Below are 24099 nucleotides of genomic sequence, written 5' to 3' on the forward strand. Positions count from 1 at the left end.
GGAGGTTTGCACCTGCCGCTGCGGAGTCGAGGACGAGCGGTCCCCCCAATTTTCCGCCGCCGCCCGATGGGCGTCGCCAGAAAATCGGTTCCCCCACTCGCCGCCCGAGGGCGGTCGCTTCGCGATCCCCGACACCTTGCGGCGACGGTGCTGCCTCCTCCCGTCAGAGACCGAAAGGAGACACGCCATGACCACCCGCACGCACAGCCCCATCGACCCCGGCAGCCCGGCCTACTGGCGCGACCGCCAGCGCGCCTTCCGGCTGATCCGCGAAGCCGACCTCGCGTTGCAGCGCCAGGCCGAGGCGCCGCAATATCTGCACGGCGGCTACGACGAGGACGGCGACGTGATCGCCATCGAGAACCTCGCGCCCGAGGACGACCTGATCGCAGCCATCCGCGCGATCGAGGCCGATCCCACGGCGGTCGGCATCCTCGCCGCCCAGGGCCGCACCCATATCGGCTGGTGCGCCGTCGATGCCGTCATCCGCGACCTCGACGGCACGGCCCGCTTCGCCGAGGATCCGGCGCGCAATCCGCTCTGGGGACCCGACACCGACTGAGACCCACGGAAGGCGGCCCCGGCCGCCTTCCGTTCCCGCCGCTGCCAGGAGAAGCGCCGCCGGCCGGATCGACCGGCCGCCGGCGCTGACGAAAGGGGGGCGTGCCGCCGCCCCTCTCGCGCTCACCCCCATGAAGGAAGGGGCTGAAAGCCCCCTCCTTCAAACATCCTCCCCCTGGGGAAGGAGACGGTTCCCTCCTTCCTTCCCCAGACCCATCCTTCTCCCTGAACAGGGAAAACAGAGGCTTGGGAAAGAAGGCTGGGGAACGGGCAGCGCAACAGCGCCACCGATGGGCATCGCATGATCATCGGCGCGTGGGCGGGAACGGCGCATTTTGCTTCGGAGACGAAGGGAGTGGGTGTCCACCGGCGAACGGGGTGGACACCCGTGTGCGTTTCGGCGGCTGCGGAAGAAAGCAGAATCCCCGCTAACAGGCTGAAAATAATGGATAAAATTCACAATTCGCTTGCGTCAAGGCCTTGTTTTTGCTAGACTATTCGTAAGGCGCGCGGGTGGTCGTCACCGACCGCCGCCATGCTCCCCGCAACGCGGGGTCGGGTCAGCGGAAGGGGTTGGACAAATCGGCCCCCGAACCCGGAGACAGGCCCGATGCATACCGCGACATTCTTTCCCTATCCTGGCGACGCCACGGACGCCTTCACTCTGAAGACGGATCGCGGCACCGGCTATCTCGATCAGGGGACGGGTGAGCTTCTGGCCTGGGCCGAGCTGACGATGTGGGAACAGATATCTGAAACCATCTACATGCTGCATACCGGGCAGGGGGCCGCATCTCTCGGCCTCGTGCTGGGTGTGCTGGCGCTCGGCGTGCCGGCAATGGGGGTGAGTGGTCTTGTGCTCTGGTTCGCGGGGCGGCGGTCAAGGCCGCGTCTCCGTGGCAATCATCCTGCAAACGGCGCTGCGACCATCTTGCTGGTGGGCTCGGACGGCGGCAGCACCTGGGGTTTCGCTGCGACGCTCCAACATGCGCTGACCACGGCGGGCCAGCATGTTCATGTCGCGCCAATGTCCGGTTTCGAGCCGGCGCGCTATCCGCAGGCCGAACGGTTCGTCATTCTCGCCGCCACCTGGGGCGAGGGACAGGCTCCCGCCACGGCGAAGGGGTTCATTGAACGCCTCGCGGCGCTGGAATCTGTCCCTGAGGCCCCGCTTGTCGTGCTTGGTTTCGGCGATCGCAGCTTTCCCGCGTTCTGCGCGTTCGCCGATGAAGTCGGGAGTCGGGCTGCTGCCAAAGGCTGGGCGCAATTGATGCCCTTCGACACGGTCGATCGCCAGTCGCCGCAGGATTTCGCCCGCTGGGGCCGCGCCCTGGGGGCGGCGCTGGGGATCGAGCTTACGCTCGAACATGTGCCAACCCCGCCCGTGACGGGGCGGCTCACCCTGATCTCGCGCCGTGATTACGGGGCGGAGGTGCAGGCGCCGACCACGATCCTGCGCTTTGCCCTACCCGAGGCGACGTTTTTGCAACGGCTGACAGGTCGGGGGTTTGGCCGGTTTCAGGCCGGTGATCTCCTCGGCGTTCTGCCCGAGGGTGCGGATCTGCCGCGCTTCTACTCGCTGGCCTCCGGACGGCGCGACGGGTTCGTCGAGATCGTGGTGCGCAAGCATCCCGGCGGCCTCTGCTCGGGTCAGCTTCTGGCGCTGAAGCCGGGCCAGGCGATCCGCGCCTTCGTCCGGCACAATCCGGCTTTCCATGCCGCAGCAGGACGCTCGCCGCTGATCCTGATCGGCGCCGGCACCGGCATCGGCCCGCTTGCGGGCTTCATCCGGGGCAACAGCCGCAAGCGGCCCATCCATCTGGCCTCCGGGATGCGCCACCCCGACAGCGATTTCCTGTATCGCGACGATCTGGCCGGCTGGCAGGTCGATGGCCGTCTGGCGCGATTGACCACCGCGAACTCGCGCGGGGCAAAGCCGCGCCATGTCCAGGACGCGCTGCGGGCCGAGAGCGCTGAACTGATCCGGCTGGTACACGAAGGCGCGCGCATCATGGTCTGCGGCGGGCGCGACATGGCCTCGGGCGTGGCCGAGGCGCTGACCGACATCCTCGCGCCGACGGGTCTTACCCCGCTCGCGCTGAAAGCGGAGGGGCGCTATGCCGAAGATATCTACTGACCCGGGCCGCCACGCGCTGAACGGCCCGACCATGGGCACTCGCTGGTCGGCGCGTTTCCACGCCGATGCCGGGCTGGACCCCGCCCCGGTGCAGGCTGCCCTGCAAGCGACCGTGGCGGAGGTTGATGCCGCAATGTCGACATGGCAACCCGACAGCGACCTGATGCGCCTGAACCGGGCGCCCACTGGCGCCTGGGTGGCCGTTCCTGCCGGCTTGGCCGAGGTGCTGAACCTCGGGCTGCGGATCTGTGCGGCATCGGGCGGTGCGTTCGATATCGGCATGGGCGATGCGGTGCGCGCCTGGGGTTTTGGCCCCGAGGAAGCCAGCGCTGAAGCCATCCGCTGGGCCATGGTAACCACGCGCCCGCCCGCGCATGAGGTGCTGGAGATCGACCGCGCGGCCGGGTTGGTCAGGAAACATGCACCCATCACGCTCGACCTGAACGGCATCGCCAAGGGCTACGGCGTCGACAGGTTGGCCGAAATGTTACGGGGCTTCGGCATCACCGGGTTCCTTGTTGGCATCGACGGCGAGATGCGAGCCTCCGGGCTGCGGCCCGACGGCATGCCCTGGACCGTCGCCGTCGAGGCGCCCGATCCCGAACGCCGCGCGCCCCATTCGGTCCTGATGCTGCAAGATGCCGCCGTCGCCACCTCGGGCGATTACCGGCATCATGTCACCGTTCAGGGCCAGCGCCTGTCGCATACGATGGACCCGGCGACGGGCGGCCCGCTGCGGTCGTCGCCGGCCTCGGTCACGGTCGTCACGGGCAGCTGTGCCGAGGCTGATGCCTGGGCAACCGCGCTGATGGTGCTGGGTCCGCAGGCTGGCGGCGAACTCGCCGCACACCTTTCCCTCGATGCGCTGTTTCTGATGCGCGAGGCAGACGGCATCCGGCCCCATGCCGTCGGGGCGCTGTTCGACAGCCCGATGGTATCGGCGGCAGGCCGAGAGGGTCTGGTTCGTGCCTGAAGTCTGTCCATTCGTGCAATAGGTCTTTGCAGGTTTCGTCAATTCTCGTGCGAAAACGGACAGCCTATGTCTATCCCAAGCCCGGCGGCGTCTGTCGATGCCCGCCGCGGCCAGAACCACTTGGCAGATACAGGAGATCACTATGCGGACTGTAAAATCTTTCACCACCGTCGCTGTCGCTCTCGCCCTCGCGCTTGGGTCAGCTGGCATTGCCGCCGCGCAATCCCATGATCATGACAGCCATGGCGCGGGGGCTATCGAGATCACGCTGAACGATGGCGCCAAATGGCAGGGCGATCAGAACATGATCACCGGCATGACCGCGATTCACGGAACCATGGCCGCGAACCTGGACGCGATCCACAACGGCACCCTGCCTGCCGATGCCGCGAATGGGGTCGCTGCCGATGTCCAGAAGCAGGTTGATTTCATGGTCGAGAACTGTGTGCTGGAACCCGAGGTAGACGAGCAGTTCCATATCGTCCTTGGTGAGGTGATGACCGGCATCTCGGCATTGGAGGCCGGCGAGGTCGAGACTGGCGCGGTGACGATCGTTCAGGCGTTGAACGCCTATGGCGAGCATTTCGAGCATCCGGGCTGGCAGATGATCGACTGACGCCATGGGCGCAGGCATGGGCCGGCGCGGGCGTCACGCCTGCGCCGGCCTTGTCTTGCACGGGCAGCGCCCCTCCAGCAGGTCGGCATCGGCCGTCAGGGCCGTCGCCATGAAGTCCAGAAACAGGCGGATGCGCGCGGTCTGGCGCAGATCCTCGTGAATCAGCAACCACAGGTCCAGCATGAAGTCCTCGGGCAGCGCGGCGGCGCGGATCAGGCTGGGGTCGCAATCAGCGATCACGCAAGGCAAGGCAGCGAGTCCGATCCCCGCCTTCGCACCGGCATGGGCGGCGATGATCGAGTTTGTCCGGTAAACCTGTCGCGCATCCGGCCACCAGCGGGCCAGATTGCGGCTGAGCGGGCCATGCGCAGAGCCGTATCCGATCCAGTCACCCTCGGCAGGATCGCCCAGCGGCCGGTCCGCCGCGGTATAGGCGGCAAAGGCCAACCGCCCGACCCGCCGCCCGATCAGCGTCTCCTGTCCCGGATTGCCGATGCGCAGGGCCACGTCCGCCTCGCGCCGGGTCAGGTCCAGCACCCTATCCGCCACCACCACCTCGATCTCGATCTCGGGCCATTCGGCGCGGAAGGCGGCGACATGGCGGGGCAGCACACCCACCGCCAGCAGGTCGGTCGTGGTGATGCGGATCGTCCCAGTGGGCCGCTGGTCCTGTCCGGTAACCTTCAGCGCCAGCGCGGTGATTTCTTCCTCGATGCGGATGACGGAATCGCGCATCTCCTCGCCAGCCTGGGTCAGAGCATAGCCGCCGGGCAGCCGGTCGAACAGCCGCACCCGCAACCGCGCCTCGAACGCGCCGATGCGGCGAAAGACGGTGGAATGGGTAACGCCAAGGCTGCGCGCCGCTCCTGAAAGCGACCCCGCCCGCGCCACGGCCAGAAACAACCGCAGATCGTCCCAATCCTGCGCCTGTGCATTCATGCAATGATCCCTTGTCGAAATTGCCACTCCTGATCCTGAAAGAACAGCATATCTTGAGGTCACAAGCAATGACCGCCCCACCGGACGGCGACATGAAAGGAACCAGCCATGACCAAGACCATCCTGCGCAGCGACGAATTTTCCTGCCCCTCCTGCGTCACCAAGATCGAAAAGGCGCTGGCGGCAACTCCCGGCGTGACCGCCGCCAAGGTGCATTTCAACACCGGCCGCATCGAGGTCGAGCATGACCCCGCATCCGCCCCGGTCGAGGCCCTTGTCTCGGTGGTGAAATCCACCGGCTACGAGGCCCGCCCCGCCGCATTCTGACCGATCCCTTCCAGTCCGGCCGTGCCTGCCCGCGCGGCCGGGCCTTCACATCATGAGGCCCCGCATGTTGACCCCTATCCTGACAATCCTTCGCCAGCCGGCCAGCCGCAGGAAGTGGCTGACCATCATCAGCGGCAGCCTGATCGTGCTGGGCCTGATCGCCCTTTACGGGTTCGGCCTGCGTGGGCTCTGGGCGGCATCCATGCTGGCGGCGGCCTTTGTCGCCGGCTCTGACATCGCCTGGCGGGCGTTCCACGCGTTGCGCATTCGCCATTTCTCGATTGAACTGCTGGTGACCGTTGCGGCTATCGGCGCGCTGTTCATCGGCGAATATTGGGAATCCGCCGCCGTTACGTTCCTGTTCAGCTTCGGCGCCTGGCTTGAGGCGCGGACGCTCCGCCAGACCCGTGGCGCGCTGGCCGATCTGCTGAAGGCCGCGCCCGAGATCGCCACCGTGATCCGCGACGGCCAGCCGGTCGAGATCGCCGCCAGTGCTGTCCAGCCGAATGAGGTCGTGCTGGTGCGCGCCGGAAACCGCATCCCCGTCGATGGCGAGGTGATCGACGGCAACGCCGCCGTGTCCGAGGCCGCCATCACCGGCGAGCCGATCCCGGCCGAGAAAGCCCCCGGATCCCACGTCCATGCCGGCACCATCGCGGAAAATGGCGTGCTGCGCATCCGCGCCACCGGCATCGGCGCCGATACCACGCTGGCCCGGATCATCCGCCGCGTCGAAGAGGCGCAGGAGGAACGCGCCCCCAACCAGCGCATGATCGAGCGTTTCGCGCAATGGTATACGCCCGGCATCATGGTGCTGGCGCTGGGTGCCTGGGCGGTGACGCAGGACATTCGCCTCGCGCTGACGCTGCTGGTCGTGGCCTGCCCCGGCGCGCTGGTGATCTCGACGCCGGTCTCCATCGTCGCCGGTATCGGGCGGGCGGCGCGGTCGGGGATCCTGATCAAGGGCGGGCAGCATCTGGAAAGCGCGGGCCGCATCGACATGCTGGCGCTGGACAAGACCGGGACGCTCACCGAGGGCCGCCCGAGTCTGGTCGAGGTGCTGCCGCTGGCGGGTATGGACCGCGCCGAGTTGCTGCACTGGACCGCCATCGCCGAATCCGGCTCGGATCACCCCTTGGGTCGGCCCGTCGTGGCCGCTGGTCGTGCCGAGGGTGACATTCCCGCGCCGGAAGCGGTCGAGGAAGTGGCCGGCATGGGCCTTGTGGTGAACCACGCGGGCCGGCAGGTCGCGGCCGGCAACCGGCGGCTGTTCGACAGGCTGGGCATCGCGTTCGACCCCGAGGCCGAGACCGCGCTGTCCGGGGTTTTGGGGCGCGGGCGCACGCCGATCATCGTGGCGCTGGACGGGCGCATCGCGGGCATCTTTGGCCTGTCCGACCAGCCCCGCCCCTCGGCCAAGGGCGCAATTGCCCGGCTGCGCGACATCGGGGTCGGGCGCATCGCCATGCTGACCGGCGACCAGCCGCAGGCCGCCCACGCCATCGCTGCGGAAATCGGCATCGACGAGGTTCATGCCGGGCTGCTGCCCGAGGACAAGCTTGACCTGATCCGCCGCTTTCAGGCCGAGGGCCGCCATGTCGCCATGATCGGCGACGGCATTAACGACGCCCCAGCGCTGGCTGCCGCTGATACCTCGATCGCCATGGGGGCCGCGGGCTCGGACGTGGCGATCGAGACCGCCGACATTGCGCTGATGGCCGACGATCTGGAGAAACTGCCCGAGGCGATGGCGATTTCCCGCGCGACGCTGAGCAATATGCGCCAGAACCTCGTCATTGCGCTGCTGACCGTGGCCGGGCTGCTGTTTGGCGTGTTCAGCGGCGATGTGCATATGGCCGAGGGCATGCTGATCCACCAGCTTTCGGTGCTGGTGGTGATCGCCAACGCCATGCGCCTGCTGCGCGTCCCGCGCGGTCCCGGCGGACGCCGGCCTGCGCAGGCAGCGGTGCCCGCGACCGCCTAGGCGCTTGTGCCTCGTCGACAATTCCGCTCCCGTGTCCATGGCGCGGGGGCGTTTTCATGGGGGATGACATGACCGATAGCAATGATGCCAGACAGATCGGCGAGGTTCTGGATTTCTGGTTCCCCGAGGGCCGCGCGCTGGATATCGACCCTGACCGCCATGCCGAGCTGTGGCGCTGGCGGATGCATGGCGGCGCGGACGGTGCGATTGCGGCGCGCTTTGGCCCGCTGACCGAACGCGGCGCGGCGAGGGCGCTGGATCATTGGGCCGGGACGCCCAGGGGCCGGCTGGCGCTGATCGTGGTGCTGGACCAGTTCCCGCGCTCGCTGTGGCGGGGCAGCAAGCGGGCCTGGGCGCAAGACCCGGCGGCCCTGGCGCAGGCGCTGGAAGGGTTGGAAAAAGGAGACTGGGCGGCACTTGGCCTGCCGTGGTTCCAGATCGCTTTCACCCAGCCCCTGGGCCATGCAGAGGGGTCGGACCATCTGGCCCGCATTGATCGGCTGACCGCCCTGCGCCGTGACATTGCCGCCCGTGCGCCGACGCCGTTGCGGCCGCTCTATGCCTCGCTCGTCGATCAAGCGGGGCAGGTGCGCCGCATCATCGCCAGCTTTGGCCGCCACCCGCACCGCAACGCCATCCTTGGTCGCAGATCGACGCCCGAGGAGGAAGCATATCTGGAAAAGGGCGCGTTTCCGCATCTGCGCGCCTTTCGGGGGTGAGCGCATCCCCACGGGTCAGGTGGGCTGCGCGACACCCGTCAGCGCCTGTCCGGCAACAGACGCCTTCAGCCGGCGGATCGGGTCCGACAGCAACCGCAGCCCGTTCAGCACCACCAGCACGGTGCCGCCTTCATGACCAATCACCACCAGCGGCAACGGCAGATCGAAGAACAGCCCGCCGATGACCAGAACCACCATGGCGCCGATGGCGAAGGTCAGGTTCTGCCGGATCACCCTTGACGTTCGGCGCGACAGGCGGTGCGCGTCCGCAAGCCGCTCCATATCCTCGGACAGCAGCGCCACATCGGCGGCCTGAAGCGCCACCTCGGACCCGGCCGCGCCCATGGCGATGCCGACATCGGCGCGGGCCAGCGCCGCGGCGTCGTTCACGCCATCGCCGACAAAGGCGATGCGGCCGGTTGCGGCCAGTTCGCCGACTTCACGCACCTTGTCCTGCGGCAGCATCCCGGCATGGATCTCGTCCGGTTCCAGCCCAAGGCTAGCGCCGATGCGCAGCGCCACCGGCCTGCGATCCCCGGTCATCATGACGATGCGGCGGACACCACTGTCGCGCAGGGCCGCGATCGCCCCGGCGGAACTGGCCCGTGCCTCATCCGCCACGCTGACGGCGCCCAGCACGGTGGCGCCGCGACCCAGATAGACGACCGTATTGGTGCCATCCGCCAGCGGCTGCAACGCGGGGTGATCCGTTGCGGCCTTCATGTCCTCGGCAAGATAGGCATTGCCCGCCCAAATCGGGCCAAGTGCATCGGACCCTTCGATGCCGATGCCTGGCCGGGCGTTCACATCGGCCACCTGCGCCGGATCAAGCCCGCGGCTGGCGACCTCACGGCGGATCGCGGCCGCGATATGATGCTCGGAATGCGCCTCCAGCCCCGCCAGCAGCGACAGGAACCCGGCCTCGTCGCCATCCAGCGCGACGATTTCCGTCACCTCGGCGCGGCCGGTGGTCAGGGTGCCGGTCTTGTCGAAGGCGAAGATATCGACCTCGGCCAGCGTCTCCAGCGCGCCGCCGCCCTTAAACAGAACACCGCCCCGCGCCGCCGCCGAAAGGGCCGACAGGATCGCGGCGGGGACGGAAATGACGATGGCGCAGGGGCTGGCGGCGACCAGCAGCGTGGCGGCGCGGTAAAGCGCCAGTTCCCAGTCGCCGCCCAGCCACCAGAACGTGGCAAAGGCGATCACCGCACCCGCCAGCACCGCGACCGTGTAGCGCTGGCCGAACCATTCGCTGAACCGTTCGGAGGGCGCGCGGGCGGCCTGTGCCTCGGTCACCAGACGGATCATGCGGGCGATGGTGCTGTCGCTGACGCTGCGCGTGACCTCGACCTCCAGCACGCCGTCGAGGTTGATCGTGGCCTCGAACACCTGCGCACCGGCCTCTTTCGACACGGGCATGGATTCGCCGGTGATATTGGCCTCGTCGATGCCGCCGCGCCCGGTGACGACCACGCCATCACTGGGCACCCGGGCGCCGGGGCGCAGCACCACTACATCGCCGACGGTCAGCACCTCGGCGGGAACTTCCTCGACATCGCCGCCCGCGGTCTTGCGCAAGGCGGTCTCGGGGCGCAGCGCCATCAAGGCCTCGATGGCGCGGCGGGCCCGGCCAAGCGCGCGTTCCTCCAGCGTGGTCGAGATGCTGAACAGCGTCAGCAGCACCGCACCCTCGAACGGGGCGCCGACGATTGCGGCGGCGATTGCCGCGACGATCATCAACAGGTCGATGTCAAGCACGCGCGCGCGCCACAGTTCCGACAGCGCGCGCCAGCCGGTGGGCAGGCCGCCAGCCAGATAGACCAGCACCAGTCCCGGCAGCTCCAGAGCGTCGAAAGCTCCGCTTGGCAGCCACCTGCCGGCCGCCGCCATTGCCATGCCGAGCACGGTGACGAGCGAAAGGGTCAGTGACAGGTCAATAGTTGGAAATCGCTTCATGTCAGGTTCCTGGCTGGCGAGGTCGCGGCTGGCAGCCGCCATCGCTGGCTGGGTGAGTGGATCAATCGGATGGCTTATGTCACCGAAATGCAAAGGCCGCGATGGCTATCCAGATGGCGCTGCGCAGGATCATCGCGCCCATGGTGCGTGCCTCCCATGCGCCGCCGGCACCGACATGCCACAGGAAGGCGGCGAAGACGGCCACCGTGGCCGTGGCGATGGCCAGCGACAGCAGCGGCGCCCACCCTGCGCCGCGCAACAGGCCGATCCCGGCCAGGACATAGGCAAATCCCGCGACGAAGTTGAACCACAGCACGAATGGCACCACTGCGCCCATATCGACGCCGCCGAACAGCGCCCTGCCGCCCGAAACGATGGTCAGCAGGCCGAAGATCACCGCGACGGCGGCGGCAACGGTCTGGCTGCGCGGTCTTCTCGTCATGTCTGCCTCCGGAGTTCGGGGTTTGGGGAGCGGCCGGGCGGGCGTGGCCCGGCCTGCCATGGGTTGCGGGTTGCGGCGCGCGGAACGGACCCCGCCTCAGGCCCGGCCAAACATGCGCCGCAGCACATCGGTCTTGAGCCAGAAATGATGGTAAAGTGCGGCGAGGATATGCAGGAGGACCAGCGGAACCAGCGCCAGCCGCGCGATGGAATGGGCTTCGCCGATCGCCTCGACGCCGGAAATCCACGCCGCCATGCCGGAAAGCGCCATCAGGATCAGCAGGAGGTTGAGAGCCGCATGCATGCCCGTGGCCAGAACTTTCAGGGCCGGGTGCTCGCCTTCCGGCAGGCCCGGAACGCCGCGCCGGCGGCGCAGCACCAGCCGCCACAGAACGAGAACGAGGATCAGCGCGCCGGCAACGGCATGAGGATTGATCGTCGGCTGGTTCGGCAGCATGCCGTCCATCCGCCCGTCCCATACCTTGACGATGCCGTCATGCATGAGGATCTGGAAAAAGACGAGGGCCGCAATCGTCCAGTGCAGGATGATCTGGGCTCTGGAATAGGATGTCGGTTGCATCTTGGTTACACCTTTTCAAGGTCGCGTGGTATCGGCCACTGTCGTGCGACATCCGATCCGCCGCAGGCATGACGGTGGCGAGGATCGGCGTGTGAGGGCTTGGGTCATGTCTGCCTCCTGACTCCTGACCATCACGCGCTAACCAGATGGCCGTCGCGCAGGTGGATCAGGCGGTCGAAGCGGTCGAAGATCTTCTCGTCATGGGTGACGGTCACGATGCAGGCTTCCTGCTCGGCCGCGAGCTTGCGCATGAGGTCCATCACCAGCCCGGCGCGCGCGCCGTCGAGCGCGGCAGTGGGTTCGTCGGCAAGGATGATGCGGGGGCGGTTGGCCAGCGCGCGGGCAATCGCCACGCGCTGCGCTTCGCCACCCGACAGCAGCGCCGGCTTGACCATCGCGCGATGGCCGACCTCCAGATAGTCCAGCAGTTCACGCGCCCGCGTCCGGCCTTCCTCGGCGGGCAGACCGGTAAGATCGAGCACGACCGCGACATTCTCCTGCGCCGTCAGGAAGGGCAGCAGGTTGTGACTCTGGAAGATGAAGCCGATCTTGTCGAGCCTGAGACGCCTCAGGTCGCGCCGTAGCCATTTGCCGTCGAAGACCGGCTCGCCGTCCAGCACCACCCGTCCCGCCGATGGGGCGAGGATGCAGCCAATGATGTTGAGCAGCGTCGTCTTGCCCGAACCGGACGGACCGAGCAGCGCGATCACCTCGCCGGCCCGCACGGTCAGATCGACCGCGCGCAGGGCATCGACGCGGGTTTCGCCCTCGCCGAAATGCTTGGCCACGTTCGAGACCTCGATGAGGATGTCGCCGAGCGCCATGTCGGTCAGCTCCCGAGCGCTGTGGCCGGGTCGACCTTCATCGCCGCCCGCACGCCGAGCGCCGAGGATAGAAGGCAGACGGCGGCGATGATGCCGGCAAGGACCATGACGTTGAACGGCTCCAGCACCACGCGACGGGGAAAATAGTCCTTCACCGCAAGGATCAGCATCAGGCCGATCCCCCAGCCCGAGGCGCCGAGGATCAGCGCCTGCTGCACGATCAGCGCGATGATGGTGCGGTCGGGCGCGCCGATCAGCTTCAGCGTGGCGATCTGCTTCAGCTTCTCCATGGTCATGGTGTAGATGATCAGCGCGATCACCACGGCGCTGACGGAGAGAAGGATGCCGAGGAACAGCCCGATCTGGCGGCGCGCCTTGTCGACCACCGAGGCCAGCAGCAGTTCCTCCTGTTCGGCCTGGGTCATGGCGGCGAGGTGCTTCCATTGGCGCACGGTCGCGGTCAGCAAATCGACATCGGCGCCCGGCGATATGCGGGCAAGTATGGCGGCGACCGATGCGGACTTGACGGAGACAGCCCCGCGCGCGGCCTGCACCCGCTGGGCGGCGGGGTCGAGTTCAGTTTGCAGCGCCATCGCGTCGGCCAGCGTCACATAGACCGCCGGATCCCCGCCCGAGTTCATCGCCCCTTCGACCAGGCCGACCACGGTAAAGCGGTTGCGCCCGAGCCGGATCGTCTCGCCGGGCAGCAGGCCGGTCTTGTGGTCGGCCACCAGTTCGAAATGACCGGCGCCAATGCCGCGCCCCTCGGCGATTGCCCGCGGCCCGCCCGGGCGACCCGGCTCGTAGCCGACAACATAGAGCCGCAGGGTGCGCCCGCCATGCGGCGCCTCGAGGTTCTGATAGTTGACCGCGCCGGCCTCGGCCACGCCGGGCATCCGCGCCACCGCGTCGCGCGTGTCGGCGGGGATGCTGGAGGCTTCCGCGAACGGTCCCTTGGTACCGGCCTCCACCACCCAGACATCTGCGGCCGGTGCCTTTACCACCGCCAGCGCGTCCGAGACGAGGCCGTTATAGATACCGATCATCGCCAGCACGACCGTCATCAGCAGCCCCAACCCGAAACAGGTCAGCACGAACCGGAACAGGCCATGGCGGATGTCCTTGAGCGCGAGGTTCATGGCGCCTCACTGCCGCGGGCGCGCCGACCCTCGGCCGCGCCCTTGGGCGGATGGGCGACGATGGCGGCTCCCTCGGGCAGTCCGCCCGTGACCTCGACGCGACCGCGATCATCGCGGACGCCGAGGGTCAACTCCACCCGCGCGAGACGGCCGTCTCGCACCGTCCAGACCGTGCCGCGATGGCCGTCGAAGCCGGTGATCGCGACCTCGGGCACCATCAGCGCGGTCGTTCGTGTGCCGGTCAGGATGCGCACTTCGGCCTGTTCGCCAAGAAACATCTCGGCGGGGCAGTCGGCGCAGGTCAGCCAGACGCGGCGTTCTTCGTTCACCCGGTCGCTTTCGATGCCGATGCGGGCGATGGTGCCATGGAATTCGGCCGAAGGCTGCGATCGCAGCCGGATCGTGCCCGGCTGGCCCCGGACAAGCTGGCCGGCACGTTCTTCGTCGACGTACGCCTGGATCCAGATGGTGGCCGGGTCGATCAGGGTGAAGATCGCATCGCCGGCCTTCACCACTGTGCCCGGCTCGGCATGGCGCGCGACGATCAGTGCGTCATAGGGCGCAAGCAGCCGGTGATGGGTGAGAACGGCTTCCTCCTGCCGCAGTGCGGCAGCCGCGTCAAGGCTCTGTGCCCGGATCACTGCCACATCAGCCTCGGCCACGGCCAGATCGGCGCGGGCCACATCCTCGTCGCGTTGCGCTTCCTCGGCGCGTTGGACCGACGCGATATCACGCTGTACCAACCCTTGCTGACGGCGGTTCGCCGCTTCGCGCTCGGCCAGAACGGCACGGGCGCGCACCACGGCTGCGGTGGCCTTGGCAAGATTGGCCTCATTGGCCGTCACCGCTGCGTCCGCGCGGGCAACGCGCGCTTCCTGCTCGGCGGAGTGAAGGACGGCCAGTTCCTGCCCCTTGGCCACGCTGTCCCCGGCATCGGCGGCCAGCGAGGTCAAGGCAGCGCCCACCTCGAAGCCGACACGGCTGAGTATCCGCGCCTCGACGGTGCCGAGCCCGTAGATGCGAAGGTCCACATCATGTTCGGGCTGAACGACCACCACCGTCAGCGGGCGTTCGGTGAAGAACAGAAAGCCGGCAGCGACAGCCGCCGCCAGAAGAAGACCCGACAGCCAAATGCGCCGCATCGTCTATTCTCCTTCCGCAGCCAAAAGCCGGCACTGTGCGTCGAACAGGCGCAGCCCCTCGGCTCGCAAGTCGAAATCGCGGGCGCCGAGCGCCCAGCGGATCGCCACGCCCTGCACGAGCGACGTCAGTAGCGCCGCCGCATCGTTTGCGGCGATGTCGCCGCGCAACGCGCCGATGTTCTGGCCGGCCCCGACCTCCATCGCCAGAAGGCCGTGGAAGGTCGTGAGCCTGCCGTGAAAGGTGGCGCGCAGCTTTGCGTTGGTGACGTTCAGTTCGCGCGAAAACAGCAGCATGGGAAGGGCAGGGGTGGCAGCGATCTGCGCGAACTGTGCGGAAATCAGTGCACGCAACCTGACGATCGGGGTGTCTCCGAGGCGCAATGCATCCTCCCACGCCGTTGCCAGCCCCTCGGCCACATGCTCGGCAACGGCCTGCCAGAGTGCCGCCTTGGTCGGGAAGTGCCGGAACAGCGCGGCCTGCGTGACGCCGATCTGCGACGCGACCGCCCCCGTCGTCACCCGGTCCGGCCCGATCCGGTCGGCCAGGTCGAGCACGGTGGCCACGATCTCGGCCTTGCGAAGCTCCGCTGACTTTCGCACGGGGCACTCCGTTAGTTAGTGAGTAGTCACAAACATATTTAGGCAGCCTCATGCGATGCGTCAATCACTGGGCATCATTTTCTGCATGCATTGATTGCCGCGACACCGGGAACTAGGTGGGCAAGAGGGAGGCCGGCCTATCTCTGCCCCCGACGCGGCGAATACGGAAGACAACACGTAAGTTCGTCTAACGAAAGCTAAGCCGCAGCTCTGAAAAGTGCAGAACCATCTGGTTCAAGTTGTTTTATTAGGAGGATTACGTTTGGTGCGGGGGAGCGCCGATAAAGATGGTTGCGCGCTCCCGCAACCATCTTTGCTGGCGTCGATTGCAAGTTATGATCGACGCCGGTCCCCGCAACCATCTTTACTTGCTCGGGGCGCAAGTGAAGATTAGATCCTGCCCCCGCAACCAAAATCTACCGCGTTATCAAACGCCTACGCGCCGCATTCCCGCGGAGCTTTCTGCATGCGCAGTTTACATCAACGCCACATCAACACCAAAACAGAAAAACCGCAGTCGCCCGCGGTCGCCGACATTCAACGGCGGTGGGCAAGGTTGACCTGCGCCGGGACTCTGCCCAAGCAGTCTTGAAACGAGCGGCCCAACGCAGTAGATTACCAAGTCATACTTGGAGCTCGTACATGTCCCCCTGAAACCCAGGGGGACTTTTTGTATTTTGACGGGTTCAACAACTGCGCCGCATCTGCCACGGTTGAAGCCATCGCTCTGATCTAATATATGACTCAGTCATACCACGGAGGCGCGGATGACCGTCAAAACCACCCTCAGCTTCACCGATCGCCACCACCAGTTCCTTTCGGAAAAAGTTCGGCAGGGCGTCTTCGCGACCCAGAGCGCGGCAGTCGCGGCGGCGCTGGAACAGATGATGCAGGATGAACAGGAGCGCGACGTGGCCCTCACGGCCCTTGCGCAGGAAATCCGTGCCCGCATGGAAACACCGCGGGAGGCGTTCCTTGACCAGGATGACGTTTTTGCCACTGCCCGGCGTACTATTGCGGCGGCTCGCGGCGCGTGAACTACCGCATCCGGTTCCATCCGCTCGTGGCGCGCGACCTCGACGCCATCGCGCAGTGGATATCGGACTATGCCGGGCCCGACGCGGCGGCGCGAAAGCTGGCCGAGATCGAGGCGGCCATCGCCACGCTGAAGGCTACGCCCCACAAGGGCAGCCTCCGAGATGAAATCGCTCCTGGCCTGCGTGCCATCCCGGCAGGCCGGAAAGCCGTCATCGCGTTCCTGGTTGATGATGATGCACGAGAGGTGCTGATCTACACTGTCACCTATGGCGGCGCGGATTGGGCCATGCGCAGCAGCGCGCGCAGCCGGTAGCCTTGGGGATGTCGCTCTCGTGATGTACGTCCGACTCTGACGTAAGCGCTGGTTATCTTCTCTTCACCAACGGAGGGAACAGATGACCACGGAAAGACATGTCGCGCTCGAACTCGTCGCGGCCCTCGCCGATCGCTTCGGCCCCGACAGCAAGGTTGCCAGGGAGGTGCCGGGCTGGATCGAATACCTGACCGATGTCGAATGCCCTGAGCGGCCGCGGACCCGGCCGGGTGCCGCATGGTGGGGAAGGGTGCGGGGGTTGCTGGAGGAACAGCGTGTGGGGCACGACGCGCACGAGGAAAATCTCATCAGGATCAATGCGGCGCGCATCGGGAAGCACTTCGGCCTGTCCGATGCGGAAGCGAGGATCCTCGAGTTCTTCGCCAGCTATCAAAGCTTCGACATGTTCGAGCATGTGGTCGACCAGGCACTGCAGACGCGGGACGTGACCTTGCCGTTCCTGATCGCCCAATTCTCGGATGCCGAGCACACGACCGGTCGGGATACGCTTCGGCCGGATGCCCGCCTGCGGACCTCGGGTCTGCTGCAGAGTGACGGGCGCAATTGGTCGCGCCAGACCATTCCCTTCATGGTATCGGATCGCCTTACGAGTGCGCTGATGGCCGACATCAGTGACATCGAGGAACTCGTCGCGCTGCTGTTTCCGCCCGCCCCATCGCCCGAAGCGGAATGGAGCGACTTCACGGGGATGGGCGACAGCGCGGACATCATGCGCAAGCTCCTGCGGAACGCGCTGGAACAGGGTGCGCCCGGGGTGAACATCCTGCTCTACGGGCCGCCGGGGACCGGCAAGACCGAGTTCTGCAAGGTTCTGGCCCGTGAACTGGGCGCCAGCCTGCGCGCGGTCGGCGAAGCTGACAGTAGCGGCGAGGAACCGTCGCGGGGCGAGCGACTGGCCGAACTGGGAATCGCGGGCAGGATGCTGGCGGCGCGTCGCGATACCGTGCTGCTGCTTGATGAGATGGAAGACCTGTTCGGGTGGCCAGGCCTCACTGTTCTTCCGTCAGGAACGGATGTCCAAGGTCTTTGCCAATCGGCTGCTGGAAACCAATCCAGTCCCGACCCTCTGGACGACCAATTCCATTGAAGCCTGCGACCCGGCCTTTCTGCGCAGGATAACATTTTCGGCCGAAATGCGCCCTCCTGCGGGATGCATCCGCAAGCGGATCTGGCAACCCCTCGCGGATCGGCATGTGCCGACCGAGGATGCAGTGGCGATGACGGCCTTGGCCGAGGCCCACGATCAGCCCCCCGCGCTAGTGGCCGACGCGATGCGGGTCGTGCGGACCTGCGGCGGCGGTGTTAAGACCTTCGAGCATGTCCTCGGGGCGTCGGCCAAGCTGACCAATGGTGGTGTCGCGCCTCCGCCGCGTTACCATTCCGAGGCCCCGTGGGATCCGGCACTGGCCAACACCGATGCCAGCCTGTCCCTGCTAGAAGCGCGCCTTCGTGCCACCACGGAACCGCCGCGGTTGTCCTTCTGCCTCGACGGCCCGGCGGGGACGGGCAAGAGCGCGTGGGCGCGTCACCTCGCGCGGCAACTGGGCCTGCCGGTGATCGAGAAGCGCGCCTCGGACCTGCTGTCGATGTGGGTCGGCGGCACTGAGAAGGCCATCGCCCGCGCCTTCGCCGATGCCCAGGCCGAGGGCGCGCTGCTGATCTTCGACGAGGCCGACAGTATGCTGGCCGATCGGCGCAATGCCGGGCATCAATGGGAGGTGAGCCAGGTCAATGAGATGCTGACCTGGTTGGAGAGCCATCCCGCTCCCCTTCGTCTGCACCACCAATCAGGCTGAAAAGCTCGACCCGGCCACGCAGCGGCGCTTCACCTTCCGCATCCGGTTCGACTGGCTGCGTCCCGATCAGGTGCCGCTCGCCTGGGCCGTGCATTTCGTGGCGCCGGTCCCGGCCGAGGCTGCGGCGCTGGACCGGCTGGCTCCGGGCGACTTCGCCAATGTCGCCCGCAGGATGCGCGCGCTCGGTCAAAATGAGGCGTCCAATATCCTCGCCGAACTGCGTCGCGAATCCGAGGCGAAAGAGGGTGCAGCGCGTCCCATCGGCTTTGGTCGTTGACCGGGGGCGCCCTGCGAAGGCGAGAGTCGCGCCCGGAGGCTAAGGAGGCAGCATGCGCTATTCCCGTCAGGAAGATCTACTGCGGCTGGCCGTGATGATGCAGGGCTCGGCCGAAGGTGTGTCGATCGCCGACATCGAACTGGCTTTCGGCGTGTCCCGGCGCACGGCAGAGCGGATGCGCGATGCCGTGCTGCGCGCCTATCCTCAACTCGAGGAGCGTCCCGGCCTCAACGGCCAGAAATACTGGCGCTTTCCACCCGGTACCCTGGGCAAGATGGTGGAAACGACCATCGACGAACTGACAGCCGGACACCGCGCTGCCAGCATCGCGCGGCGCGAGGGCGACATCGACACGGCAGAGGCGCTGGAACGTCTGCTGTCCAAGGTTCAGGCGATGTTCCGTGAGGATCGCCGTCGTCGCGTCGCCGCCGATCTCGAGGCGCAGTTGATGGCCGATGGCGTCGCCTTCCGTCCCGGCCCGCGCGAACGCATCGAACCCGAAATCCTGCGCAGGCTGCGCGAGGCCATCCTGGCCGGGGTGATGATCTCCGCCGACCACCGCGCCCGAGGCTCTGGCAAGCTCTCGCGCAATACGCGCCTCGGGCCCATTGCCATGCTGTTCGGCGAGGGGCGGCAATACCTGCTGGCTTGGAGCGAATACCAGGACGACCTGCGCCTGTTCGCGCTTGCCGGGTTCGAGCGGATCGACCTGGAGGATGAGGTTTTCGAGCGCCCCGAGGACTTCGACCTGCAGGATTGGCTGGCCGAAAGCTTCGGCATCTGGCGCGAGGAGCCGCAAGACGTGGAATGGCGGTTTTTGCCCGAAGTCGCCGACGAGGCGGCGACATATGTATTCCATCCGAAGCAAGAGTTGGAGCGCCTGGTTGACGGTTCTCTGCTGGTGCGTTTTCATGCCGGCGGGCAGCAGGAGATGGAATGGTATCTGATGCGCTGGGGGGATAGCGTGGAGGTAAAAATAGGAGACATTGGGGGAAATGTTGGCTGAAACACTTCGCAATCTGAAAAGCGGAGAACTCGCTGCGCTTTTTGCGGCGCTTGCGGACGCTACGAAGGTGACACCTCCGACACAAAATTTCGCGGAGAGGTTGGTGCAGTTCTTCGAAGAACTTCCAACTATCCCTTCTGACCAAGCCGTGTCCAATCCCCCTTCTCCAGCACATACTGATCTTCTTCATTTATTTGATGCCGTTCGGTTTCCGCTTGAGGCAGTGAAATTGATAGGGGGTCGGTTGAACATTTGGACGATTGCTGGATTGAAGTATAACGAGGTCAGGACGGCGGGTGCCCTTGCCGGATTGTGGCGAACCGAATTCGGAGGTGGGGTATCGCGCGATTTCCTGGCATTCTATCTCGGTCGTATTGACAGGGGTGTGGATTGGCATTGGGAATTGTGTAACGGCTATAGTGTCTTTACCGAAGTTAATCCGCTTGGGGACTTGTCCGATCGTGTCGATCTTGTGATTGAGACAACGCGGTATTTAATAGGCATCGAAATCAAGATAAAAGCTGGGTTGGGGTATCTGCAGCTAGAACGCTATGCGTCGGCATTGGAGGCGCGTGCGAGGCATGCAAGAAAGTTCCCGCTACTGATCCTCTTGGCGCCGTTTTCGGTCGCAACTTCTGATGTGAGGTTATCATCTTGGGGCGATGTATCTGCTGCTGCTAAACAGGCAATGGCGTGCAAAGTCGACGTGAAAAGCCTCGCTCATCATGTGATAGCCCAATTTGGCGATCATGTCGCACAACACTAAGGAGAATATCGTGGACGAAGCTGAAAGCAAAGCGGCGGAAGTGATCGCCAGGAATATCGAGCAGCTTGAGAGCGCAGTTAATTTTGCATCAACCAAGATGGATGCGGCACTTTTTGAGGCGGCGTGTGATGTGCTGAGAAAGAAAAATGATGAGCTGCGTTGGGAAAGTGAATTTGGCTCGGAGTTCGGCGATGAACCTTGGCTGGCCCCACTTGAGTGGCGGGCGGATGGCGAGCCTGTTGGGGGGGGAATATCACCTTTATTGCTATCTTGAATTTGATGAGCTCGAATCGCAAACTTGGCTGGCGCATTTTTCCGGTGTCGGAGGAAGGAAAGTTCATCTTTCCATTGCGACGAATACAGTTTCCGGGAAGAAGAACCTGAAGAAATTAGCGAGTGCCATCGAGGATGATTTGCAGAAACTTCTTGATGCTGGGTTTTATTTCGATGTCGAGAAGTTTTCTTTAAAGCTGTTGATTGATCTTGATCGTGACCTAATCGCAAGGGGTTTCGCAGACGATGATCTGTCACGCGCAGTTGCGCCCTTGGGGGACGCGCTTGATCGCATTGTCAGTTCACGCGAAATTCTTGATCGTATTAAGGATGCGGTTGAGCATGCAGCCGCATAGCTGTACTCGCGTCCAAGTCTGGTTTACCTGCGCGCTCTCCTGCTTTCCGATAAATGGAGGGTTGGGTGATCGCTAGCGAGAGGTATATGCTCCACGGTATTCGTCAGGGGCTAGTGCGCGGAACTTGAGCACGGATGGCAGCTGAACATTTGGGCTGCCACCCATTCCCATCACGGCCGTCGGCAAACTCCGATCATTCAACGGCTGCCCCGACTCCCTCCGCCATCTCATGCAAGCGCGAGGGCGGCAGCAACATGACCTCCAGTTCCGCCTGATCGGGGCTGACGGGGGTGAAATCCCACTGATCGACGCCGACATTGACCTGACCCTCGGCACCGCGCCAGCGACTGTGGACATGACCGAAAAGCTGGACCGCGCCGGACCGGGCGCCATTCCATGTGAGCAGCGGATAGTGGCACAAGACGAAGCGGCGCTCTCCGATGCCGATCTCGACCAGATCATGAACCGAGGCCCATGGCAGCGTCTGCACCAGCCAGTCGAGATCGTGGTTGCCGCGCACCAGATGCTTCCGCCCCGGCAGCGCGGCGAATGCCGCTTGCGCGGTCCTGCGCCCGGCCTCGGTCTCGCAGGCGGCGAAATCGCCGATGATCCACAGATCGTCATCGGCCTCGACAACCCCGGCGCGGGCAATCATCGCAGCATCCATTGCCTCAACCGAGGTGAAAGGGCGGTGGAAAAAGCGCCTCACCGAATCATCCGCGAAGTGGCTGTCGGCAGTGAAGAAATGGGCCATGCGTCATCCTTGGGGCAGGGAACGCCGCAACCATGCCCCTGTGGCATCGGCATGCCAAGGTCAGACGCAACAACCCGAACGGCGAAGCGGCTATGCCGCGTGTCCGGACGGCATGAGGGAGAGCTGCTGGCAGCTAAATGCCCAACGCAAGATACGCGATGGGGCACAAAGTGTGGGATAGCCGATTGGGATCCCGACAGGACCTTTTGCGCTACCGCACACCGGCATTGCCGAGCTCCGCCATGCCATGCGTCCTCCGCTTCGGTGCACAACTGTGCCCATTTCCGCGCGCGACAGATCGGGCATCTCATGCGATCATCCCCGCGCAGTGATTCCCTGCCGCTTTTGAAACCGTGAAACCGGTGAACCGGGCCGGGCGTGCCGCTGCGGTCGAGGCGCTCAGTGCTTCCCGCCAGCCGATGCCCGGCCCGGCCTTCACCTGCACGCTCGTGCCTGCCGCCGCATGACGTGATAATCGGCCAGCATGGTCTCGAGCGCCGATCCGGTCGGCAGTGCCTCGACCTCTGCCGCCGCGCGGTGCTGGAACGCGGCGGGATATGCGACCACGGGCGGGCAGGCGGCGTGGTCAGAAGCGACCCTCGCGCAGCCGGTCAAGAAGATCATCACGATCCCGAGGGCGATCCGCCCCGGCTTCCAGCATCCGGCGGTGCGCATCGTTCGTCCTTTCGAGGTTTTCCAGTCGCTCGGCCGCGCGCCCGGCTCTTTCGCCGCTGCGGCGCGCGCCGAGGATGAAGAGGAGGATCGCGGCGGCGAGGGTGAGCCAGGGCAGCACCCGCCGCCCTGCCGCGCCAAGGGCAGTCCAGAGAACGGCGATCATCGCTGCCCCCGTTTCCAGTCGTCCAGCCGGGCGTAGATCGTTACCGCGATCCCGCCAAGCGCGAGGGCGACAAACAGCCAGCGCAGGCTGTCGAGATACGGGCTCAACAGCTGGATTGCGCCCTGTGCCTCGGCCAGCGCCTGCTGGGCGACCTCGACGCCCGCCGCGCCGAGGGTGCCGACACCGGCAGCACCGCTGGCCTTGAAGGTGCGACTCTCGGCCAAGTACTCGCGGGCGAGCGGGATATCTGTGGCGAAGGAACTGGCCCGCGGCGGGAAGGGCTCGCCCCAGTTCCGCGTCGGGCCGGTATCGATATGGACGAAGTTGGAGCGGGGATAGGTGCCGATGCCCATGAACCCGACCCGCCGCGCCGCCGCGATGAATGCGACGGGATCGTGGTTCGCCATCGAGATGTCGAAGGCGGTGCCGTCGAGGTGTTTCGATGCCTTGGCCCCGCCGAAGCGCTTGTTGTGTTCGGGGCTGCGATAGGCCGAGTTCACGATCAGGGGTTTGCCCAAGGTCACGCGCAGCTCCTGCAGCCGGTCGAGGGCATCCGCGTTTACGCGCAGCTTGCCGGTGCCGCGACAGGCGATTTCGGCCGGCGAGAAGTTCGGCCAGTGCCATTCCTTCGCCGGAACATTGCGCCAATGCTGATAGGAAGTCATCGGGATCTCCAAATGAAAAAACCCGCGCGATGGCGGGGTGGGGGGGGTGATCGGGTTGGGCCTCGGTCAGTCTCGTGCGGGTCCGCTGCGTTCCAGCAGGCGCTTGATGTCGGCGCATCTCGCGCAGCATCTCGTTCTGTTCACGGCGGGCCTCGAAGATGGCCTTGCGGTCGGTATCGAGCTGTTTTTCCAGCCGTTCGACTTCGCGCAGCGCCGTCTTGCTGGCCCCCTCGAGCCGGATCAGCCAGACGCCCAGCCCGGTCGCCGCCATGATCGCGGCCCACCATTCGCGGATCGTGTCCATCAGGCGGGTGCCCCGCAGGTCAGGTAATGGATGGCGATGCGCACCGATCCGCCGGTGAAACCGCCACCATTGGCCGTGAGCCGCACCGGCGTGTCGGCATAGAAGGCGGTCGGACCGATGACGCCGATATTGCTGCTGCCGACAGCCACGCCGAGCGAGCCGCCGAACTTCGAGACCTCGCCGGCGATGCCGCAATCATAGGAACTGGCGCCCATCACCGCGGTGATGGTGCGTGTGGAGACCCCTAGCACGATGGCGCGGTTCGGGATCGCGATGTTGCTGTCGACCGAAGCCCCGGAAAGCCCGGTCAGGGTTTCCTCCCGCACCGCCATGCCGGTGCTGGCACCGTTTGCTTCCCGCGCCACGGCCACGGCGGCGGCTTGCGCGATGAAGCCCATGGCATCGATCACCGGCAACCAGCTGCCGCCGGTCCAGACCACCAGCTGCGCCTCGGCTTCGATCCACGCCAGCCAGCCGGGGGCGGGCAGGATCCGCATCCACGCCCCGTCGATCCAATAGGCCACGCTGCCGTCCCATCCGGCCCATGCGCCGGTTGCGCCGGTGGCCGGGATATAGCGATCGCCCTCGGCGGGGCTGGCGGGTGGCGTTGTCAAGTCGCGGTCTAGAACCGCAAGCTGCACGATGCCGTCGAGCAGGCGCAGCGCCTCGTTATGGGTGACATGCTTCTGCGCCTGTGCGGCCATGATGAAGGGCAGCGCGAGGTGCGCCGTTGTCTCGGTCATGCGTGACTCCT

The 24099-nt window shown here is 65.8% G+C and carries 29 protein-coding genes and 1 pseudogene; 17 read left to right on the forward strand and 13 right to left on the reverse strand.

The genetic code is table 11. The features are described from left to right. Nucleotides 1–187: 187 nt before the first annotated feature. The 4 genes and pseudogenes from RSP45_RS14495 (at nt 188) to RSP45_RS14510 (ending at nt 4287) form a co-directional block, all read left to right on the forward strand. A complete protein-coding gene (locus RSP45_RS14495) occupies nt 188–562 on the forward strand; it encodes a hypothetical protein (RefSeq protein ID WP_415392468.1) in 375 nt (124 codons plus the stop codon). 627 nt (nt 563–1189) lie between these two features. Then, a pseudogene (locus tag RSP45_RS14500) lies at nt 1190–2698 on the forward strand (flavodoxin domain-containing protein); the annotation flags it as partial. Continuing rightward, nucleotides 2679–3671 (forward strand): FAD:protein FMN transferase, encoded by a 993-nt coding sequence (locus RSP45_RS14505; protein WP_036760150.1) that lies wholly within the window; start codon nt 2679–2681, stop codon nt 3669–3671. The pseudogene RSP45_RS14500 and the gene RSP45_RS14505, both read left to right, overlap by 20 nt. 97 nt (nt 3672–3768) lie before the next feature. Beyond that, on the forward strand, nt 3769–4287 hold the full coding sequence (locus RSP45_RS14510; RefSeq protein ID WP_258551833.1) for a hypothetical protein: 519 nt from the start codon (nt 3769–3771) through the stop codon (nt 4285–4287). Nucleotides 4288–4320: 33 nt separating this feature from the next. Here RSP45_RS14510 and RSP45_RS14515 read toward each other — a convergent pair whose 3' ends face one another. Then, nucleotides 4321–5226 carry a LysR family transcriptional regulator gene (locus tag RSP45_RS14515; RefSeq protein ID WP_036760152.1) on the reverse strand — a complete coding sequence of 302 codons (906 nt, stop codon included), beginning with the start codon at nt 5224–5226 and terminating at the stop codon, nt 4321–4323. 108 nt (nt 5227–5334) lie between these two features. Here RSP45_RS14515 and RSP45_RS14520 point away from each other — a divergent pair, with 108 nt between their 5' ends. From RSP45_RS14520 to RSP45_RS14530, 3 genes are all read left to right on the forward strand, one after another. Further along, nucleotides 5335–5553: a heavy-metal-associated domain-containing protein gene (locus tag RSP45_RS14520; RefSeq protein ID WP_028714023.1), complete on the forward strand. Its 219-nt coding sequence runs from the start codon at nt 5335–5337 to the stop codon at nt 5551–5553. Between the two features lie 64 nt (nt 5554–5617). Continuing rightward, complete coding sequence (locus RSP45_RS14525) at nt 5618–7537, forward strand: heavy metal translocating P-type ATPase (protein ID WP_415392469.1); 1920 nt, start codon at nt 5618–5620, stop codon at nt 7535–7537. 68 nt (nt 7538–7605) lie between these two features. Continuing rightward, a complete protein-coding gene (locus tag RSP45_RS14530) occupies nt 7606–8256 on the forward strand; it encodes a DUF924 family protein (RefSeq protein ID WP_208999482.1) in 651 nt (216 codons plus the stop codon). A gap of 15 nt (nt 8257–8271) precedes the next feature. Here the strand turns inward: RSP45_RS14530 and RSP45_RS14535 are convergent, their stop codons facing one another. From RSP45_RS14535 to RSP45_RS14565, 7 genes are all read right to left on the reverse strand, one after another. Then, the gene (locus tag RSP45_RS14535) at nt 8272–10212 is read right to left on the reverse strand and encodes a heavy metal translocating P-type ATPase (protein WP_036760170.1); all 1941 of its coding nucleotides are present in this window, start codon (nt 10210–10212) and stop codon (nt 8272–8274) included. Nucleotides 10213–10291: 79 nt separating this feature from the next. Beyond that, nucleotides 10292–10654, reverse strand: a complete 363-nt coding sequence (locus RSP45_RS14540) for a hypothetical protein (protein ID WP_415392470.1) — start codon at nt 10652–10654, stop codon at nt 10292–10294. Nucleotides 10655–10750: 96 nt separating this feature from the next. Then, nucleotides 10751–11233: a cytochrome b gene (locus RSP45_RS14545; protein ID WP_036760157.1), complete on the reverse strand. Its 483-nt coding sequence runs from the start codon at nt 11231–11233 to the stop codon at nt 10751–10753. A 131-nt stretch (nt 11234–11364) separates the two neighbouring features. Continuing rightward, a complete protein-coding gene (locus RSP45_RS14550) occupies nt 11365–12057 on the reverse strand; it encodes an ABC transporter ATP-binding protein (RefSeq protein ID WP_036760158.1) in 693 nt (230 codons plus the stop codon). Nucleotides 12058–12062: 5 nt separating this feature from the next. After that, entirely contained in the window at nt 12063–13196 is a 1134-nt protein-coding gene (locus RSP45_RS14555) for an ABC transporter permease (protein WP_415392471.1), read from the reverse strand. Further along, nucleotides 13193–14338, reverse strand: a complete 1146-nt coding sequence (locus tag RSP45_RS14560) for an efflux RND transporter periplasmic adaptor subunit (RefSeq protein WP_072464028.1) — start codon at nt 14336–14338, stop codon at nt 13193–13195. The genes RSP45_RS14555 and RSP45_RS14560 overlap by 4 nt, the downstream gene beginning before the upstream one ends. A gap of 3 nt (nt 14339–14341) precedes the next feature. Further along, nucleotides 14342–14902 carry a TetR/AcrR family transcriptional regulator gene (locus tag RSP45_RS14565; protein ID WP_243700319.1) on the reverse strand — a complete coding sequence of 187 codons (561 nt, stop codon included), beginning with the start codon at nt 14900–14902 and terminating at the stop codon, nt 14342–14344. Between the two features lie 803 nt (nt 14903–15705). On the opposite strand from RSP45_RS14565, the gene RSP45_RS14570 reads away from it, so the two are divergent. The 9 genes from RSP45_RS14570 to RSP45_RS14610 all read left to right on the forward strand — a co-directional run bounded on the left by RSP45_RS14570 (nt 15706) and on the right by RSP45_RS14610 (nt 20784). After that, nucleotides 15706–15975, forward strand: coding sequence for a hypothetical protein (locus RSP45_RS14570; RefSeq protein ID WP_415392472.1), 270 nt, complete (start codon nt 15706–15708; stop codon nt 15973–15975). Then, nucleotides 15972–16289 carry a type II toxin-antitoxin system RelE/ParE family toxin gene (locus RSP45_RS14575; RefSeq protein ID WP_415392473.1) on the forward strand — a complete coding sequence of 106 codons (318 nt, stop codon included), beginning with the start codon at nt 15972–15974 and terminating at the stop codon, nt 16287–16289. Before RSP45_RS14570 ends, RSP45_RS14575 begins: the two co-directional genes overlap by 4 nt. An 82-nt stretch (nt 16290–16371) precedes the next feature. Beyond that, nucleotides 16372–17397, forward strand: coding sequence for an AAA family ATPase (locus RSP45_RS14580; protein ID WP_415392474.1), 1026 nt, complete (start codon nt 16372–16374; stop codon nt 17395–17397). Then, complete coding sequence (locus RSP45_RS14585) at nt 17324–18106, forward strand: ATP-binding protein (RefSeq protein WP_415392475.1); 783 nt, start codon at nt 17324–17326, stop codon at nt 18104–18106. Before RSP45_RS14580 ends, RSP45_RS14585 begins: the two co-directional genes overlap by 74 nt. 70 nt (nt 18107–18176) lie before the next feature. Beyond that, nucleotides 18177–18383: a hypothetical protein gene (locus tag RSP45_RS14590; protein ID WP_415392476.1), complete on the forward strand. Its 207-nt coding sequence runs from the start codon at nt 18177–18179 to the stop codon at nt 18381–18383. A 52-nt stretch (nt 18384–18435) separates the two neighbouring features. Next, nucleotides 18436–19389: a helix-turn-helix transcriptional regulator gene (locus RSP45_RS14595; RefSeq protein WP_415392477.1), complete on the forward strand. Its 954-nt coding sequence runs from the start codon at nt 18436–18438 to the stop codon at nt 19387–19389. Then, on the forward strand, nt 19379–20155 hold the full coding sequence (locus RSP45_RS14600) for a PD-(D/E)XK nuclease family protein (protein WP_415392478.1): 777 nt from the start codon (nt 19379–19381) through the stop codon (nt 20153–20155). Before RSP45_RS14595 ends, RSP45_RS14600 begins: the two co-directional genes overlap by 11 nt. Nucleotides 20156–20165: 10 nt before the next feature. Continuing rightward, nucleotides 20166–20429, forward strand: a complete 264-nt coding sequence (locus RSP45_RS14605; protein ID WP_415392479.1) for a hypothetical protein — start codon at nt 20166–20168, stop codon at nt 20427–20429. Then, nucleotides 20383–20784, forward strand: a complete 402-nt coding sequence (locus tag RSP45_RS14610; RefSeq protein WP_415392480.1) for a hypothetical protein — start codon at nt 20383–20385, stop codon at nt 20782–20784. The genes RSP45_RS14605 and RSP45_RS14610 overlap by 47 nt, the downstream gene beginning before the upstream one ends. Nucleotides 20785–20977: 193 nt before the next feature. Here the strand turns inward: RSP45_RS14610 and RSP45_RS14615 are convergent, their stop codons facing one another. From RSP45_RS14615 to RSP45_RS14630, 4 genes are all read right to left on the reverse strand, one after another. Next, nucleotides 20978–21538: a metallophosphoesterase gene (locus tag RSP45_RS14615; RefSeq protein WP_415392481.1), complete on the reverse strand. Its 561-nt coding sequence runs from the start codon at nt 21536–21538 to the stop codon at nt 20978–20980. Between the two features lie 435 nt (nt 21539–21973). Continuing rightward, a complete protein-coding gene (locus RSP45_RS14620) occupies nt 21974–22105 on the reverse strand; it encodes a hypothetical protein (protein WP_415392482.1) in 132 nt (43 codons plus the stop codon). 19 nt (nt 22106–22124) lie between these two features. After that, nucleotides 22125–22376 (reverse strand): hypothetical protein, encoded by a 252-nt coding sequence (locus RSP45_RS14625; RefSeq protein ID WP_415392483.1) that lies wholly within the window; start codon nt 22374–22376, stop codon nt 22125–22127. After that, entirely contained in the window at nt 22373–23041 is a 669-nt protein-coding gene (locus RSP45_RS14630) for a YcbK family protein (RefSeq protein ID WP_415392484.1), read from the reverse strand. Before RSP45_RS14630 ends, RSP45_RS14625 begins: the two co-directional genes overlap by 4 nt. A gap of 106 nt (nt 23042–23147) precedes the next feature. Between RSP45_RS14630 and RSP45_RS14635 the strand changes: the two genes are divergently transcribed. Continuing rightward, entirely contained in the window at nt 23148–23372 is a 225-nt protein-coding gene (locus RSP45_RS14635; protein WP_415392485.1) for a hypothetical protein, read from the forward strand. Here RSP45_RS14635 and RSP45_RS14640 read toward each other — a convergent pair. After that, nucleotides 23345–24088: a DUF2793 domain-containing protein gene (locus RSP45_RS14640; protein WP_415392486.1), complete on the reverse strand. Its 744-nt coding sequence runs from the start codon at nt 24086–24088 to the stop codon at nt 23345–23347. The two genes, RSP45_RS14635 and RSP45_RS14640, sit on opposite strands and share 28 nt — an antisense overlap. Nucleotides 24089–24099 lie beyond the last annotated feature (11 nt).

Source organism: Paracoccus sp. SJTW-4 (genome assembly GCF_047716885.1).
GTDB classification, from domain to species: domain Bacteria; phylum Pseudomonadota; class Alphaproteobacteria; order Rhodobacterales; family Rhodobacteraceae; genus Paracoccus; species Paracoccus solventivorans.